9 tRNA genes and 2 rRNA genes are annotated in these 1168 nt (G+C 51.9%); all 11 read right to left on the bottom strand.

Annotated features, from left to right (window positions below):
* Positions 1-100, bottom strand: a 16S ribosomal RNA gene (locus tag JSY36_RS20310); the annotation flags it as partial.
* Between the two features lie 103 nt (positions 101-203).
* Positions 204-279: transfer RNA gene (locus JSY36_RS20305), tRNA-Ala, on the bottom strand.
* A 17-nt stretch (positions 280-296) separates the two neighbouring features.
* Positions 297-373 (bottom strand) — tRNA-Pro (locus JSY36_RS20300).
* A 3-nt stretch (positions 374-376) separates the two neighbouring features.
* Positions 377-453 (bottom strand) — tRNA-Arg (locus JSY36_RS20295).
* 11 nt (positions 454-464) lie between these two features.
* Positions 465-553, bottom strand: a tRNA-Leu gene (locus tag JSY36_RS20290).
* 10 nt (positions 554-563) lie between these two features.
* Positions 564-638: transfer RNA gene (locus JSY36_RS20285), tRNA-Gly, on the bottom strand.
* Positions 639-687: 49 nt separating this feature from the next.
* Positions 688-772: transfer RNA gene (locus tag JSY36_RS20280), tRNA-Leu, on the bottom strand.
* 14 nt (positions 773-786) lie between these two features.
* Positions 787-862: transfer RNA gene (locus JSY36_RS20275), tRNA-Lys, on the bottom strand.
* A 4-nt stretch (positions 863-866) separates the two neighbouring features.
* Positions 867-942 (bottom strand) — tRNA-Thr (locus tag JSY36_RS20270).
* A gap of 5 nt (positions 943-947) precedes the next feature.
* A tRNA-Val gene (locus tag JSY36_RS20265) sits at positions 948-1023 on the bottom strand.
* 9 nt (positions 1024-1032) lie between these two features.
* A 5S ribosomal RNA gene (gene rrf / locus JSY36_RS20260) occupies positions 1033-1149 on the bottom strand.
* Positions 1150-1168 lie beyond the last annotated feature (19 nt).

Here is a 1168-nt window from a genome sequence, read left to right as displayed (position 1 = left end):
CTGACGTCAGGGGAGCAAGCTCCCCATCAGTCCGCTCGACTTGCATGTATTAGGCACGCCGCCAGCGTTCGTCCTGAGCCAGGATCAAACTCTCCATAGAAAGTTTGATGTCTCTGACATCATTTAATTCATTCATTGACGGGATAATTTGTCATTATCCCACGTTTCGCTTGGCTTTTTGTTTAGTTTTCAAAGGTCAAAAATGGTGGAGCCTAGCGGGATCGAACCGCTGACCTCCTGCGTGCAAAGCAGGCGCTCTCCCAGCTGAGCTAAGGCCCCACAATATAAAATTTAGATGGTCGGGAAGACAGGATTTGAACCTGCGACCCCTTGGTCCCAAACCAAGTGCTCTGCCAAGCTGAGCTACTTCCCGAAATGGCGCGCCCGAGAGGAGTCGAACCCCTAACCTTCTGATCCGTAGTCAGACGCTCTATCCAATTGAGCTACGGGCGCATATTATTTTATGGTGCCGAGGGCCGGACTTGAACCGGCACGGTAATCACTTACCGCAGGATTTTAAGTCCTGTGTGTCTGCCAATTCCACCACCCCGGCTAGGGTTTTATGGAGCGGAAGACGAGATTCGAACTCGCGACCCCCACCTTGGCAAGGTGGTGTTCTACCACTGAACTACTCCCGCTTATTGCATGCAGACCTTACAGTTTTAAACATATTCAATTTCATTTAAATGGTGCGGGTGAAGGGACTCGAACCCCCACGCCCGAAGGCACTAGATCCTAAGTCTAGCGCGTCTGCCAATTCCGCCACACCCGCACTGAAATGAAAAATGGTGAGCCATGAAGGACTCGAACCTTCGACCCTCTGATTAAAAGTCAGATGCTCTACCAACTGAGCTAATGGCTCCTAGTGGTGCTGGCCAGAGGACTTGAACCCCCAACCTACTGATTACAAGTCAGTTGCTCTACCAATTGAGCTAGGCCAGCAAATATGGTGGAGGATGACGGGCTCGAACCGCCGACCCCCTGCTTGTAAGGCAGGTGCTCTCCCAACTGAGCTAATCCTCCGTTATATGCGCCCAGCGACGTCCTACTCTCACAGGGGGAGAGCCCCCAACTACCATCGGCGCTGAAGAGCTTAACTTCCGTGTTCGGCATGGGAACGGGTGTGACCTCTTCGCTATCGTCACTGGACAAATCATGAAATTGAGAA

It is taken from the genome of Alteribacter salitolerans, assembly GCF_016901055.1.
GTDB classification, from domain to species: Bacteria; Bacillota; Bacilli; order Bacillales; family Salisediminibacteriaceae; genus Alteribacter; species Alteribacter keqinensis.
This window is presented reverse-complemented; position numbering and strand designations above follow the sequence as displayed.